The 14,628-nt window shown below is 60.6% G+C and carries 13 protein-coding genes and 1 pseudogene; 7 read left to right on the top strand and 7 right to left on the bottom strand.

Annotation, left to right across the window (positions count from 1 at the left end; translation table 11 throughout):
• The coding region (locus AWB81_RS35465; RefSeq protein ID WP_144444270.1) for an FAD-binding protein at positions 1-1,066 on the top strand (1,066 nt) is incomplete at its 5' end.
• Positions 1,063-1,411 (top strand): annotated as a pseudogene (locus AWB81_RS35470) (NIPSNAP family protein). The gene AWB81_RS35465 and the pseudogene AWB81_RS35470, both read left to right, overlap by 4 nt.
• 591 nt (positions 1,412-2,002) lie before the next feature.
• On the opposite strand, the gene AWB81_RS35475 reads toward AWB81_RS35470, so the two are convergent.
• Genes AWB81_RS35475 through AWB81_RS47430 form a run of 3 tightly spaced genes read right to left on the bottom strand, consistent with a single transcriptional unit; the run spans position 2,003 to position 3,953 of the window.
• Complete coding sequence (locus AWB81_RS35475; protein ID WP_062642364.1) at positions 2,003-3,382, bottom strand: hypothetical protein; 1,380 nt, start codon at positions 3,380-3,382, stop codon at positions 2,003-2,005.
• Positions 3,383-3,400: 18 nt separating this feature from the next.
• Entirely contained in the window at positions 3,401-3,649 is a 249-nt protein-coding gene (locus tag AWB81_RS35480; protein WP_235026075.1) for a hypothetical protein, read from the bottom strand.
• Positions 3,630-3,953 (bottom strand): hypothetical protein, encoded by a 324-nt coding sequence (locus AWB81_RS47430; RefSeq protein WP_235026076.1) that lies wholly within the window; start codon positions 3,951-3,953, stop codon positions 3,630-3,632. The genes AWB81_RS35480 and AWB81_RS47430 overlap by 20 nt, the downstream gene beginning before the upstream one ends.
• Before the next feature lie 639 nt (positions 3,954-4,592).
• On the opposite strand from AWB81_RS47430, the gene AWB81_RS35490 reads away from it, so the two are divergent.
• Positions 4,593-5,504, top strand: coding sequence for an ArdC family protein (locus AWB81_RS35490; RefSeq protein ID WP_062642370.1), 912 nt, complete (start codon positions 4,593-4,595; stop codon positions 5,502-5,504).
• Positions 5,501-5,851 carry a hypothetical protein gene (locus AWB81_RS35495; protein WP_062642372.1) on the top strand — a complete coding sequence of 117 codons (351 nt, stop codon included), beginning with the start codon at positions 5,501-5,503 and terminating at the stop codon, positions 5,849-5,851. The genes AWB81_RS35490 and AWB81_RS35495 overlap by 4 nt, the downstream gene beginning before the upstream one ends.
• Positions 5,852-6,172: 321 nt before the next feature.
• Here the strand turns inward: AWB81_RS35495 and AWB81_RS35500 are convergent, their stop codons facing one another.
• From AWB81_RS35500 to AWB81_RS35510, 3 genes are read right to left on the bottom strand one after another with little or no spacing between them, the layout of a single operon-like run.
• A complete protein-coding gene (locus AWB81_RS35500; protein WP_200822601.1) occupies positions 6,173-6,565 on the bottom strand; it encodes a hypothetical protein in 393 nt (130 codons plus the stop codon).
• A 10-nt stretch (positions 6,566-6,575) separates the two neighbouring features.
• Positions 6,576-7,280, bottom strand: a complete 705-nt coding sequence (stbB, locus tag AWB81_RS35505; protein WP_062642374.1) for a StbB family protein — start codon at positions 7,278-7,280, stop codon at positions 6,576-6,578.
• Complete coding sequence (locus AWB81_RS35510; protein WP_062642376.1) at positions 7,277-7,777, bottom strand: hypothetical protein; 501 nt, start codon at positions 7,775-7,777, stop codon at positions 7,277-7,279. The genes stbB and AWB81_RS35510 overlap by 4 nt, the downstream gene beginning before the upstream one ends.
• Before the next feature lie 408 nt (positions 7,778-8,185).
• Here AWB81_RS35510 and AWB81_RS35515 point away from each other — a divergent pair, with 408 nt between their 5' ends.
• From AWB81_RS35515 to mobF, 3 genes are all read left to right on the top strand, one after another.
• Entirely contained in the window at positions 8,186-8,581 is a 396-nt protein-coding gene (locus AWB81_RS35515; protein WP_062642378.1) for a hypothetical protein, read from the top strand.
• A 222-nt stretch (positions 8,582-8,803) separates the two neighbouring features.
• The gene (locus AWB81_RS35520) at positions 8,804-10,375 is read left to right on the top strand and encodes a type IV secretion system DNA-binding domain-containing protein (RefSeq protein WP_062642380.1); all 1,572 of its coding nucleotides are present in this window, start codon (positions 8,804-8,806) and stop codon (positions 10,373-10,375) included.
• Between the two features lie 11 nt (positions 10,376-10,386).
• Positions 10,387-13,353: a MobF family relaxase gene (gene mobF / locus AWB81_RS35525; protein WP_062642382.1), complete on the top strand. Its 2,967-nt coding sequence runs from the start codon at positions 10,387-10,389 to the stop codon at positions 13,351-13,353.
• Between the two features lie 129 nt (positions 13,354-13,482).
• On the opposite strand, the gene AWB81_RS35530 is transcribed toward mobF, so the two are convergent.
• On the bottom strand, positions 13,483-14,052 hold the full coding sequence (locus tag AWB81_RS35530; RefSeq protein WP_144444271.1) for a hypothetical protein: 570 nt from the start codon (positions 14,050-14,052) through the stop codon (positions 13,483-13,485).
• Positions 14,053-14,628: the final 576 nt, after the last annotated feature.

Consider the following 14,628-nt stretch of genomic DNA (forward strand, 5'->3'; position numbering starts at 1 on the left):
GTCGGCGCTGGCGCTCGACATTCCGATCCTCACTTCGACGCCCGTGAACGAACTGCTGTGCGAGGACGCCAAGGTGGCCGGCGTGCGCGCGAGCGCAGCGGACGGCGACTTGCGGATCACCGCGCGGCACGGCGTTGTGCTGGCTTGCGGCGGCTTTCCGCATGATCTCAAGCGCATCGCGCAGGTCTATCCGCATGTGAAGCGTGGCGGGGAGCATCTCTCGCCTACTCCGATCGGCAATACAGGCGACGGACTGAACATGGCGGAAAAGATCGGGGGGGCCGTGGCGCTCGGCTACGACGATGCGTCGGCCTGGATGCCGGTCTCGAAGGGGCCCTTCGGCAAGGGCCGCACCGGCGTATTCCCACACCTGCTCGACCGCTACAAGCCCGGCGTGATCGGCGTGCTGCGCAACGGCCGGCGTTTCACCAAAGAATCGAACTCCTACCACGACGTTGGCGCTGCGCTGATGCGCGCCTGCGAAGGTGAAAGGGAGACGGCGATGTGGCTGATCTGCGATAAGGTCGCGCTCGGCAAGTGCGGACTCGGCTATGCGAAGCCCGCGCCCATGCCGGTGGGGCCGCTGCTACGCAAAGGCTATCTCGTCAAGGGGGAGACGCTGGGCGACCTGGCGCGCAATTGCGGGATTGTGTCCGAGGCGCTCGAGAAGACGGTCTCTGCCTACAATCGCAACGCCGAGCGCGGAGAAGACCCGGCGTTCCAGCGCGGCAGCACCTCGTTCAACCGCTATCTCGCCGATCCGGACAACAAGCCCAATCCCTGCGTTGCGCCGATCGCGACCGGCCCTTTCTATGCGGTGAAGGTCGTGATGGGCGATCTGGGCACGTTCGACGGCCTCAGGACCAGCGTCACCGGCGAGGTGCTGGGCGCCGACGGCAGCCAGATCGACGGCCTTTATGCGGTCGGCAATGACCGGCGCAGCGTGATGGGCGGCAACTATCCGGGCGCCGGCATCACTCATGGGCCCAACATGACTTTCGGCTATGTCACCGGCAACGCCATTGCCTCCAAAGTGATGACTCGCAAAGAGAAAGAGTACGCATGAATACCCAACCCATGTTTCTGGCAAAGCCCCTCGTGGATTTCCGGGTCTACACCATCGCGCTGCGCAAGATGCCCCGAGTTTCTCGACGTATTCGACAGGCTCGCGATGCCGATCCTGCGGGAGACGCTTGGACATCCGCTCGGCTTCTGGACGAGTCTGGTCGGGCCGCAGAACCAGTTCACCCACTTGTGGGGGTATGACGATCTGGCAGACTACCAACGACGGTGCCTTGCACGCGATACACATCCAGATTTCCCGGTCTATCTCAAGGCATCGGGCCATCTGATCGTGGCACAGGAGACACGGCTCATCCGTGCCGCCGCGCTGGCCCGTGTCGCAGAGTAAGCCGATGCTTGAGGATTTTGCTGTTAGCGGAAGCCCAGAATCAGACTGTTCCGGCCTCTGATTGCCGCGGAAACTCGAACACTCGAGCGACAGTGCGTCGGATGCGGTGTGCAGGCAAACAAGTACAGTGGGTCCGTGTCGGCGTGAGAGAGGGGATTGTTGACGATCTGGCCAGCACAGTCGACCGTCTCTTCTTGGCCCGACTCCTGCCAGCGTACACCGGCCGGCAGATCTCCCCGTCTACTTCATGCCACACTCCTATCGTTCCGTCCTCAATCAGGTAGTACGCCACCGCGCCGCTTTATCCGCAACCACAGCAAGCTGTGTTAATTCCAGGCTTCGCCACCTTCGTGCAGCCTCGCCGCCATACAGGCCGAAACAAATTCGTTTACCTACGGACCGACAGTTCGCTGCCGGTTACTCCCCCTTCCGCCTCGCGACGACGCAGTTATTTTCAGCTACGGTGCTGTGACTGACGCCCACAGGGACTTTCACCCTGCAAATGGCACGCCATCAAGGGCGTCCACGAAACCACTGACGCTATACAGCGGCGTGGCACGGCAATGCCTTGGATGCGACCATCGGCTTGGCTTACAACAAAACCACCTGCTGCAGGAGTTCGAGAGCTTTCATTTCGCCCAAACGACCCGTGCGCGCTTTGCCTGCGAGCGTCTTGATCAATGCCTCCGCGATCGGTTCAATACCGTTCAAATTTTCCAAGCTGGTCACTGAAGCGGAAATGAGCGGTATCGGATCTTGCTGTGGTATGACGAAGGTGCGAAGCGGCTCGAGGTCTGACGGCATGGTAGATGGGGTCTCACCATGGCTGTCTTCAGACAAGCGATCGGCACGCTCGTCGGAGGATTCATCTCCAGGATGTTGCGCGCTCTCGACAAACGTTTCCTTTTCCTTTGCAATATCCGCCGAACCAGTTGAGCCTTCCGCATTGCCCGATTCGTCCTCCTGCGCGTCCCCTGTGGGCGCCTTGGCATCGGCGAGCTTCCTAGGCCCGCGATCGGTCGTTGTAGCCGTGTGCGGCTGATGTTGCTGTGTCAATGCGCGACCACGCGACGCAGGGGTAAGCAAACGCGACACCGAATCAGGGATTTCGGCTTCGGAGCGCGGCATATCTAACCAACCGTCTGGCAAGCCAAGCCGCTCTGTGAAGCGGTTGGCTTCGACATTGTCCATGCGCTTTTTGCCATGTAGTCGATGCGCCATGTTGGATCCGCTCAGCGCCATGACCACACCCAATTTTGCTTTCGATCCGTTGCGACTCGTAAGGACGTGGAGGTTAGCGCGCCGAATCTTCTCCACCGCGGCGCTGTCGCTTAAGGCCGCTTGCTGCTGGGCCGTTCTTGCAGATGTCTCGGACTTCGCGGGCGGGTCTTTTCGAGGCGCATGTGGTTTGGGAGATTCTGCCATTTTGCTCCTAGTATATTTGGCAGCCCTGGGCGACCCGCTGGTTGCTTTCTTTGGCATTTCCGCTTCCTCGGTCAAACTCTGGTCGAGAACTGATGGATGACTAGCATGTGGGCCGGGAGCCGGCTCGAGGAGCTCGGACGCAGCTTCTATTTCAGCTTCTGTTCGTACAGAGTCGAGCGGTGATTTCAGGCGAGCGATGGTCTCAGGTGCAAGCGCAGGATGTGGCTGGTCGAAAAAGCCATGCGACAGCCCGAGAGCGGTTTCCATGTGAAAGGCAGTCTCGGACGTAAATTTCTCACCCTTCATCAATTCGGCCACTCGCGTCATATTCGAATCAAGTCCTAGCGCGATATTCTCTGCGCCGACGGTGTTGACGAGAAACTGAAATGAGCGGGTTTTGAAGATGGAGGCCGTCTGGGCGGGATCTTGAGGAGGGGCCTTCGCGTATGATTTCCCCTGCCGGTTACCCGGCGGTTTGTCCGCCCGGCGAGGTTGGCGCTGGCCGCTGTCCCGAGGTCCCGTGTATCGCCCGCGGGCTTGACTCATAAAATCGGTTCCTTGCGATCAATGGTAATCCAAAGCTTTTCCAATTATAGAGCGAGGAGTCGGCAGTTGCTGCGTCGGATTTCTATAAGCCAAAGTTGACTTGCGGATCCGTCGCTGCAACGAGCGATGCCCGCGCTCGTCTTCTTTCCACTGCAGCACCGGCGCGAGCCATGTGGCGCCGTCGATTTCGCCCCAGTGCTCGACGAGGCCGTTCAAGCGGTGCGCCTTCGCGCGCAGACGCAGGACTTCATTGTTGATCGTGGTCAACGTCATTGCCTTCCTCTCTTGCCAGTTGATCGTAGGTATCGAACCGGCGGGGCTGCACGAGCGCACCCTTACGTCGCACATGCTCCGGCAGATTGATGGCGACGGACGATGGTGCCCCCCACGCCGCGCGACGATTCGAGCGCAGCCCGAACAGTGTTCGTTTGCGCCGATCCCGCGCGCAGCGCGTCCTCGACGGCCGCCTGCAGCGAAAACGGCCTTCGGACCGCTTCTGCAATGGATCGTCTTCCGCAAAGCTGCGATTGTTGGTCGATGCGACGAAATAATTTTCGGCGGCTATGCCCACCCATAACGGTGGTCGCCGTAAGCCCCCAGGGAGGTCGCTTCAGCCGATTGCCATATGGCGAAACTGCAGGATCGCCGCCTGCTCATCGCGCCCTTCGCGCCAGATCGAGCGTCTCGCTTGCGATCGATTCGCCAGTTCCATCGACGGTTCATGTGCAAGCTTCGCCAAGCCATGCGCTAGCCCAGCCGAGGTTCGCCCAAGCGTTGCCCAGTTTGCCTTCCGAATAGACGCAGAAGTGCTGGAAGGTCATCGAGCGCGCTCACGCTGTTTTGCTGCCAGATAGAAATCCTGGGCGAATCCGGCCACGGCCGGACCGCGCTCTATTCGCTGCGCTCACCGGGCCTTCCGTCCCGGCCATTCGGTGACGATCCCTTTCGCAAAGTCCAACACTCAAGCCAGACGAACGTGCTATGGGGCGCTGCCCCTGGCGCGCTGCAAGGGAAATGGCTTCGCCCTGGCCCGGGCGGTCTCCCCATCTTTCGCAAGCTGCAAGACGGCCTTGCGGCCGCCCCTGCGGGGTGGGTGATCCCCCTCCGCCCGTCCAGCCCTTGCACCTTGCCTCCCCGGTCTGCGCCCGACGGGCAGGGGTATTCGCGCAACAAAACCGCGAACACCCCAAGCCCTACAGAGGAGCACACCATGAAAAGCCAAGCCGACGTTTACACCCGCGTGACCGATAAAATCGTCGCCGACCTTGAACAAGGGGTCCGGCCGTGGACAAAGCCGTGGAAAGCCAACAATGCAACGCCGCGCATCACTCTCCCCGTTCGAGCCAATGGCATTCCCTACCGTGGCATCAACGTCTTGCTGCTGTGGGGCGAGGCCCTCGCAAAGGGCTACCAGTCCAATCGCTGGATGACGTTCAAGCAGGCACTCGAAATGGGCGCCAACGTCCGCAAGGGCGAGCACGGTTCGCTCGTCGTGTATGCGAACTCCGTCAGCAAAACCGAAGCGAACGACGACGGCGAAGTGACCGAGCATGACATCGCCTTCATGAAGGGTTACACCGTTTTCAATGTCGAGCAGATCGATAACCTGCCCGAAGGCTACCGGAGTGAACCGGCTACCGAACATCAGCCGAGTGCTGCGCCGTTGCAGCTGGTTGAATTTGCCGAAACGTTTTTCACGAGGACGGGCGCTACGGTTTGTCACGGCGGCAACCGCGCCTTCTACGCCCCGGGCCTCGACATCGTGCAGCTTCCGCCCGCTGATGCGTTCGACAACGCAGAAAGCTACGAAGCCACCAAAGCGCACGAATTCACGCATTGGACCTCGCACTACACGCGCCTGAATCGTCAACTGGGAAAGCGTTTCGGTGATGAAGCGTACGCAGCGGAAGAGTTGATCGCGGAAATGGGCGCTGCGTTCCTGTGCGCGCAACTGGGCATCACGCCCGTGACACGTGCCGACCACGCTTCCTATCTTGATCATTGGCTCAAGGTGCTGAAAGCCGACAAAAAGGCGATCTTCACGGCTGCCGGTCACGCCCAACGTGCGTGCGACTACTTGTTTTCCCTGCAGGCCGAAACGCCGAGCGAGGTGGCAGCATGAGCCTCTACACTGCTCTCTTCGCGATCGACGTGCCGCATTACGGCACGACGACCATCGAGGCGCCGACGCCGGCAGCCGCGATCGAGACGGCCAAGACGCTCGACCCGGCGGACCTGTGTGATGATCCGGACTGGGGCAATGCCGCGTGTGCCCGGATCGTTTCAATCAACGATGCAACTCGTTGCCACCTGATCGCGGAGGATGTCGCCCTTGATGGGGCATTCCTTCGCTACGGCGGTCGGCAAGCCTTCCTTCTGTGCGAGGCCGCCCCAGCGCTGCTCGACGCGGTGAGAAAACTTACTGCTCAGGCCCATGCGCTATTGCGCGGCCATCGAGGGCGCCACTGATCGGTTTAAGGATCCGGCCTCACGCTTGGCTGAGGCCGCAAGTCATGCCGAGCGGATCATCGCGAAAGCCGAAGGCGCAGCGCATTGATCAGGAAGAACCCTGCTCCACCCAGGTCGGGTTTGCATTGGATGCAGTCGGGGAGCCAAGACTGAGAGGTCAGGGTTTATGGGGAACCCTACAAAGCGCTTCGATAGCGATATCGAGCAGACAATGATTGACGAGCTTACGCCATCGCCTTGGGGTCGCGATGACGGTCTGAGTGAGCCGGCCACAGGTGCGGCGCAACGCGGAGCCCTATCCGCGCTTATCGAAAACGCCGCTTATGCCCCGGCCAGCTTGGCACCGATGAAGCCGCCCGCGGTGCCGGCGACGAGCGCGAACAGGACGAGCAGCAGCACAAACCGCCACATCTTGCGCTCAAAGGCCGCGTTCGCGGCGACCATTTGCGCCGCGCCACTATTGAGCTGATTGCCAATCTGCGCGGCTGCGTGTCGACCGGCGTCCGTCAGCTTGTCTGCGTTCTTGTCGATCACCGACTCGAAATTGAGCCTGGCGGTCAGAAACGCCTTTCCAGCCGCGTCAGTTGTCGCCTTCTCAATCCTGCCGGCGAGCGCTTCGTCGGCCTGCTCAAAGCGCCGCACCAGGACGTCAGCGTCCTGCAGCAGCTCGGCCATCAGCGCTTCGCGGGCGGTAGAAACGTTGCCGCTATTCATGACCGCTCGGTTACTTGAACAAGACGCGATAGACCTCATCGAGGTTCTTGTGCGCCGACTTCGCGAGCCGCTGCGCCGAGATCATACTGACTGCGTGCGCCTTGGCATCGTCGTCCTTGGATTCGCGCAGCATGGCCCGGTAGTCCGTCTCATCAGCCACAATGTCCGAGACGGTCTTTTTGAGCGGCCGCAGCCGCTCAAAAATCTCGTTTCTGAACACCACGGCCTCCGACCGCAAGGTGAAACACTTGGTTTCCGCGTGCAGCCCAAAAATCGTGCCGAACAAGCGCGGCACGTCGTTCGCATCTTCGAGCTCAACCTTATTGAACACGATGCGGATTTTTTTGGGCGGCACACCGAGCCCCGCCAGCGTCTCGATGGTGCTCACCGTATCGGCCTGCTGCTTTTTTTCGCTGACCGCCGGCACGATGAAGTAGTCGAATTCCTCATGTGAACCGTCGAACTGGCCCATCTGCTTGATGAATTCTTCGACGTTAGAGGCGCCCACGTCCACGATGGCCGACTCGAGCGTCATCAAATCTTCTTGTAATCCACCGTAGTCCTTGCCCTTCAACCGCTCAGCGCCGGAATCGGTCGAGCCGACATTGATCGTTTCGATCTCGAACTTCGGTGCACGCATGCGCGGCGCAAGCAAGTTGTCCACCAACGTGGTCTTGCCCGGATTTCCACTGAAGTTGATCACGGCGACTTTCATTTGCGGCTCCTTCGTTGCTGTTTAGCGAGGCGCTCGTAACGCGCCAGCTTCTCGGCTTGTTGCACCGGATCCGGTTTCATCAACCGGTCGAGCTCCTGCATGGAAATCGGCTCGCGCAATGCGGTGGTCCTCTGGCTGGTTTCCTGAGTAGTTTTCTGAGGCTTCGGGGGCTCCTGCATTTCCGGCGCTTTCGCTTCATGCAAGACCGCTTCACCGACCTGTGACGGACCAGGCACAACGTCCGCTGCGGAGGCGGCAAACGTCGTCTGTTGCCCCGTGGTGCGCGCGCGCAGCTCCTTTCGGTACCGATACAGATAGGTTTTGAGCGTCTGAAGGGTCAGGTCTAAGCCGGCACCGGTCAGCGCCTGATGGATCGCGCGAAGCTGCACACCCACGGCGAGCTTCTTTTCGATCTCAGGCATCACGTCACGCAGCCGCGCCGCTTTGGTGGTCGGCTCGATCTCGCTGACCGCCTGCTTTGGGTCTGATTTCGTCATGGATGGTCGGTCGTCGTTCCTCTCGTTACCAAACCGTCTCTAAGTTGTAGTCCAATCATCTGCGGAATGCCAAACTTTTGATTTCCGCTTGTAGATAGATCGTCCGCTTCACGTTCTCCAGTTGTCTCCTAAGGGTATCTAGGACGTCGCTCGAATGTCACTCCTATCCCACGGCCTTCGGCCTAAGCAGCTTGGACGCCCTTAACCCTAGAGATTTTCTGTCCTTAACAGGCCAAAAAATCTCGATACACATCACGCACCCCCTTCGGGGTGACGGAGCCCTGTCCCGTTAGGCTTTGCGCCGATTTGGCGGCAGACAATTCATTAGAAATTCATTAGGAACTGGCCGCTCGGCCTTACCGGTGCTAGATTAGTCTAATGAAATACGATTAGACGCGGGGCGCGCCGATGAACGACGGTAAATCGATCTCCGTTTGGTACACCGAGGACGAGCGCCGCAGCCTCGAACAGGCGGCTGCGCTCGCTGGCTACCGGCACTTGTCGAAATACATTCGCGACAAGTCGCTGAATGCCGGCCGCCATCGGACCACCGCCGACGATAGCGTAGAAGCATGGGCCGAGCGGCAGGAACTGACTGGGCGCTTGGCCGAGATCGAACGAGATCAGAAAGCCGCGCATGCGCTGCTAGCGATGCTGCTTTTTCTCGTGCGCAGGAAGGCCACGACGGGCGAGATCAACGAATTGGTGCTCGCCTGCGAGCACGCGGGCGCGCCGGCCGAGGTGCTCGCAGGGTCGTTGCCCGAGTTCGCGGCGCTGCTTGATCGCTTCACGGAAGACTCATGAGGGTGCCGCCATCGGCGAAGCCGAGGATCACATCAGCGCCATCATGGCTGCGCTCGGAGTAACCGATACAAGGACCGGCGAGCGAGGGATCAGGACCGCGCTTTTCGGCACGATGCAGTGCGATTGGTTTGATCCGGCCAAAGAATGCCGAGCACGGGCCGCCGCTGTCGTAGCAGTTTCGGCCGGCACCACTGCAATTGAATTCCCGGGAGGACGTGCACTATGCAGAAGCACGAAGTCGAAAGCGCGAGCCTGTTCTTCGGCATCAGCTTGCCTGTTGCGGGTTGGCTTGCCGGAACCTACGCCGGCAATGTGCCGCTGTCACCCCTCCCGGAAGCGCTCACCGTGGCGCTCCATGTCACACCCAACAATCCGTTCGTCGTCGGCGGGGTGCTGGCTGGCCTAGGAGTCGCCGCCAGCGCCGCGTACCTCTTCCATGAGTACGGCGACGATGGTTTTCGGGGCGCACCGTATCGTCGCTGGATGCGCGGCTCTCGCATGGCGAACTGGCATCGGGTAAAGAGCCAGATCAACGTAGCGAACCGCCAGGAGAATCGCCGGCGACGGACCGAACAGAAGGATGCGAAGGACCTGCCGCCCATCCTGATCGGCCCGATGCCGATGCCGCTGCACCTGGAAAATCGCAACACACTCATTTGCGCGTCGATCGGCGCCGGTAAATCGGTCGCAATCGAAAGCATGATGGCGTCGGCCGTCAAGCGCCGCGACAGGATGGCCGTGATCGACCCGAACGGAACGTTCTACTCCAAATTCAGCTTTCCCGGCGACACGATTCTCAATCCGTTCGACCGCCGCTCGGCGGGCTGGACGCTCTTCAACGAGATCAAGGGCATACACGACTTTGATCGGATGGCGAAAAGCGTCATTCCGCCGCAGATCGATCCGAGTGATGAACAGTGGTGCGCGTACGCCCGCGACGTCCTGGCCGACACGATGCGCAAGCTCGTCGAGACGAATAACCCGGACCAGGACACGCTGGTGAACCTCTTGGTGCGTGAGGACGGCAAAGTCATCCGGGCATTTCTCGCCAACACTGATTCGCAGGGCTATTTTCGGGAGAACGCCGAGAAGGCTATTGCTTCGACCCAGTTCATGATGAACAAGTACGTGCGGCCGCTGCGCTTCATGACCCAGGGCGAGTTCTCGTTACACAAGTGGGTGCATGACCCCCACGCGGGCAACCTCTTTATCACCTGGCGCGAGGACATGCGGGCCGCGCAACGCCCGCTGGTCGCCACCTGGATCGACACAATCTGCGCGACCATTCTCAGCATCCCGGATGACGGGCAATTCCTATCGCGTCGGTTGTGGCTGTTCCTCGATGAGCTGGAATCGCTCGGCAAGCTCGAATCGTTCGTGCCGGCCGCGACCAAGGGCCGTAAGCACGGCTTGCGCATGGCGGCGTCGATTCAGGACTGGGCGCAGCTCGACGAGACGTACGGTCGAGACGCCGCCAGGACCTTGCTCGGGTGTTTTCGTAATTACCTCATTTTTGGCGCATCCAATGCGCTCAACGCCGACAAGGCCAGCGAAATTCTAGGCAAGCACCATGTCGAGCGCATTCAGGTCACAACCAATGCGGGCCATGCGGGCGGCGGCCGAAGCCGTCATGTAGTCGCGAGTCCCCCGGAGCCGGTGGTACTGGACTCGGAAATATCGAACCTCAAGGATCTCGAGGGCTTCGTCATGTTCGCCGAGGATTTTCCGATCGCCAAAATCAAACTACCCTACGTCAAATACCCGCATCGAGCAGCTGCGATCGACATCCGGTGACGGAGGCATCCATGCTCAACGTGACACTGATTCGGGGCAGCAACCAGTATGCAGCCGCCCATTACTTTTCGTCAGCCGACGACTATTACGCCAAAGAGAACCCCGGCGAGTGGCAAGGCCGAGGCGCGCACGCGCTGGGCCTAACAGGGCCGATCGAACAGGCGCAGCTTTCCCGACTGCTCGATGGTCAACTGCCGAACGGCGAGCGTATTCAGACGACGTTCGATCCAACCGACAACAAGAAGCGCATGGGCCTTGACCTGACGTTTTCCGCGCCGAAGTCAGTATCGTTGCAGGCGCTGGTCGCCGGTGACAAGGAAGTGACAGCCACGCACGACCGAGCCGTCACCCGCGCGCTCGAGCAGGTTGAACGGCTGGCCGAGGCCCGAAAAAAGGTCAAAGGCAAAAGCGCTCGCGAGCGCACGGCCAACATGGTCATCGGGAAGTTTCGGCACGAGATGAGCCGCGCGAAGGACCCGCAGCTCCATACCCACGCCGTGGTGTTGAACATGACGCAGCGCGCCGACGGCGCCTGGCGTGCGCTCTCGAACGAGGACATTTTCCGCGTGCAGCACGAGGTCGACGCGCTCTACAAGGCCGAGCTGGCAAAGGGCCTACAGGCGCTCGGCTACGCGATTCGGCTCGTTGACGATCAGGGGAATTTCGAGCTGGCCCATATCAGCCGCGAGCAGATCGAGGCGTTCTCGGCACGTAGCCGCGTCATCGAGGAGGCGCTCGCCAACGAGGGCAAGACACGGGCGACGGCGAGCACGCTCGAAAAGCAGGTGATTTCCCTTGCCACGCGCCCGCGCAAAGACGAGTCCGAGCGCGAGATCGTCAAACGATACTGGGTCGAAAAAAGCCGCGACCTAGGCATCGACTACGGTCCGCGCTCGCGGCTTGATGGCCGCGTATATGAAACGGGTGACCGTGTCGAGCGCCGTGACGGAGCCGACACTGGCGATCGCCTCGCCACCACGAACCTGCCCGCGAGCCTCACGCCGGCGCAAGCCGTTGTGCAGTACGCGATCAACCATCTGACCGAGCGCGAGGCCGTGGTCCGCGAAACGGCGCTCTCCGCGACGGCCTTGCGCCGGGCCGTCGGGTTGGCAGGCCCGGGCGAAGTTCGTGCCGAGATCAGGCGGCTGGTCAGCCAGGGAACGTTGATCGAGTCCGTGCCGGCGTATCGCATGGCCGATCGCAAGGACGGACCAGCACTGTCGGCGGCCGGCTGGAAAAGCTGTTTACAGGAGCTCAAAGGCTGGTCCGACAAGCAGGCGCAACAGTATGTCGGCAATGCGATCAAGCGGGGCTCGCTCGTGCCGGCCGAGAAGCGCTATACGACACAGAAGGCGCTCGCCCGTGAAAAAGCGATTCTCGCCATCGAGCGCACCGGGCGCGGCGCCGTCGAACCGCTCGTGACAGCGGCCGCCGTCAACACGGCGCTCGAACGCACCTCGTTGAACGCCGGGCAGCGTCGCGCCGTGGAAACGATCGTCAGCACCCGGGATCGGTTCATCGGCATCCAGGGCGATGCCGGCACCGGAAAAACCTACACGGTGAATCACGCCATCGCACTCATCAAACAGGCCTCCGCGGTGAACGAGGGTTATCGCACCGTCGCACTTGCGCCCTATGGGAATCAGGTCAAGGTACTCAAGAACGAAGGGCTGGATGCGCACACCTTGGCGAGCTTTTTACGCAGCAAGGACAAGCCCATCGACGGCAAGACGATCATCGTTCTGGACGAGTCCGGCGTGGTCGGTGCTCGACAGATGGAACAGGTTATGCGGATTGTCGAGAAAGCCGGTGCGCGCATGGTGTTGCTCGGCGACACCAAGCAAACGGAGGCAATTGAAGCCGGCAAACCGTTCGCGCAGCTGCAGCAGAATGGCATGCACACCGCACGCATCAGCGAAATTCAACGGCAGACAGACCACGACCTGAAAACTGCCGTCGAGCATGCGGCCGAGGGCCGCGTCACGCAATCACTCGCGCACATCAAGCACGTTGAGGAGCTGAAAGAGCCGGCCGAGCGACACCGCGCCATCGTCGACGACTTCATCAGACTCACCGAACCCGAGCGCCGCGAAGCGCTGATTGTCGCCGGCACTCACCTGGCGCGTCGCGAGATCAACGCCATGGTGCGCGAAGCGCTGCATCTGACCGGCAAAGGCCGAGAGTTCGAGACGCTTACTCGCGTCGACATGACACAGGCGCAGCGTCGCTTTGCACCCAGCTACCGGTCCGGCATGGTGATCCAGCCCGAAAAGGATTACCAGAAAGCAGGCCTTGCACGCGGCGAAACCTACCGCATCAACGAAGCACTGCCCGGCAATGCTCTGGTCTTGCAACGGCAGGATGGCACGACCACCACGATCAACCCGCGCAAGCTCACGCAGTTGAGCGTCTATCACCTTGAGCGCGCAGAACTTTCGGTAGGAGACACCGTGAGGATCAACCGCAATGATCCCGGCCGCGATCTCACGAACGGCGATCGCATGCGGGTTGCAGGGGTCGGCGGCGGCACGGTCAAGCTCGAATCGGTCGATCAGCAGGACGGCATGCCGGTTCGCGCGCTCGAATTGCTAGCCAACCGACCTTTGCACCTGGAGCACGCCTACGCGTCGACCGTCCATAGCTCGCAAGGATTGACCAACGACCGCGCGTTGATCGCGCTCGACACCAAAAGCCGAACGACCTCGATGAATCTATATTACGTCGCCATCAGCCGCGCGCGTCACGAAGCGCGCATCTACACCAACTCGATCAATGAGCTGCCCGCGGCAATCGCCAGACGCTTTGACAAAAGCACGGCGCTGGCGGTCCAGCGCGAACGTCAATTGCAGCGTCGCGATGCCGGCATGCAACCGAAGGGAGCGGCACACGGCAAGCAGCCGATGCAGCATCAACTCGAGCAGCAGCGCACGCGGCCGGCGGGCGGCAAGAAGCGGTCGGAGTATGGGCGCTTCGGTTAGAAGACTATGTGTGAAGCAATCCCGTGAGCTGACGCCCCTTCCGTTCCCCTCCTTTCCAGTGCGGCGCGAGTGCGAAAATCTGAGGACCTACTCGCCGAATTTGCGCGGCAGGTGCTCATACGAGTTATCTTAGTATCCGACTCGCAGAGGCTCCGGATAATGTTGGGTCAAATCAAAAGTACTTTCGACCTTCCATGCTAGCGTTTGCGACGGAGAATCAGAAGTGTAGCATTCGCCCGGATCGACGCCGCCTGTCGAGCCAACCGTGACGATCTGTTTACGGCCGACGCTGGCGACGTAGAGCGTAGCTGTCGCACCGCTGCGTGCCAAGGCTGTCGGGCGGAGGGGCCCGGAGGCAAACCTAACGTAGACCGCTCCTGTGCAGTTCGGACCCGCAAAGATTGGGCGGATGCCCTCCCATCTCATCTCGGTTGCAGACTCCGTCTGTTGTGTATCACCGACATGTCTGACGCCAGCATAAACGGGCGCGGCATGCACGTTGAGAACCACTCCGCCCTGGACATAGGCGCCATAGAAATACACTAGCTTGCCGACCAACTTGCCGTTGGCGTCAAAAAGCTTCGCGACCGGGCGGTCTCTCTCATGCCGAGCGCCGTCTATCTCGTCGGCGGATGACACGGGCCATGCTCCGACAAAGAAGGACAATAGAATCAAACCAGTAACAATTCGCTTGTTCACGTCGCCTCCGCTGTGCGCAAATACAGGAAGCCTCCCGAAGAAGTCTATTCGCCAAGCGGCCTGATAGCGCTTCGACCGTTGAAGATCAGATTCACCTCGCTTGCGAGGAGGCATGACGCCTTATTGCCCGCAATCGTTGCATCAGGTCGGGTTTTAGAATCCGACGCGCAGAGGCTCCGGATAGTGTTGTGACAAATCGAACGTACTTTCGACCGTCCATGCTCGGATTTGTTGCCTCTCAAAATTGACACATCCGAAGCCGGTGTGGCCGCGATATTTATTCGAGCGAGCCAATACCAACTGTCTGAGCCCCGTGCTGGCGATATAAAGCGTGACTGACCCTTTGCTACCCACCACGGCTGCCGCGCGGAGTGGCGGGGAGCGATTATCGATGTAGGCCTCTCCCGAGCAGTCGGGACCCGCAAAGTAAACATAACCGTCGTACCATCTCAACTCCGTTGAAGACTGGTCCTCGGTCCACTTACCGATCTGAATAATAGGCAGAGGGATTTTTGGTTAGCGATTGCGGCTACGAACCTGTGAGCGAGTGCTTATAAGTCACACCGCAATCGGTAA

The organism is Caballeronia arationis, from assembly GCF_001544975.2.
GTDB classification, from domain to species: domain Bacteria; phylum Pseudomonadota; class Gammaproteobacteria; order Burkholderiales; family Burkholderiaceae; genus Caballeronia; species Caballeronia arationis.